This is a genomic window from Clostridioides sp. ZZV15-6598, assembly GCF_020657705.1.
Classification (GTDB): Bacteria; Bacillota; Clostridia; order Peptostreptococcales; family Peptostreptococcaceae; genus Clostridioides; species Clostridioides difficile_F.
This window is the reverse complement of the sequence record NZ_JAGWCS010000396.1, coordinates 1-215: the sequence shown is the minus strand read 5'-3', so window position 1 is coordinate 215 and position 215 is coordinate 1. Positions and strand designations below refer to the sequence as shown.

The window sequence follows — 215 nt, the reverse complement described above, 5'->3', positions numbered from 1 at the left end:
AGAAGATACTTAGGATTTTCTATAAATTGTCCACAACTTGAGATACAAAATTCTTTAATTCCTAAATCTAAACCTACTTGATTATTAGTATTTTCAAATACTTCAATATCTACATCAGTACAACATAATGATACATAGTATTTACCACTTGGTTCTTTGGATACAGTAGCATTAAGTATTCTCCCTTGAGGTACTTGTTTATCCCTTACTTTAAC

Annotated in this window: 1 pseudogene; it reads right to left on the bottom strand. The window is 28.8% G+C overall.

From position 1 onward, the window contains the following. A pseudogene (locus tag KGF50_RS22225) lies at positions 1–215 on the bottom strand (IS200/IS605 family element RNA-guided endonuclease TnpB); the annotation flags it as partial.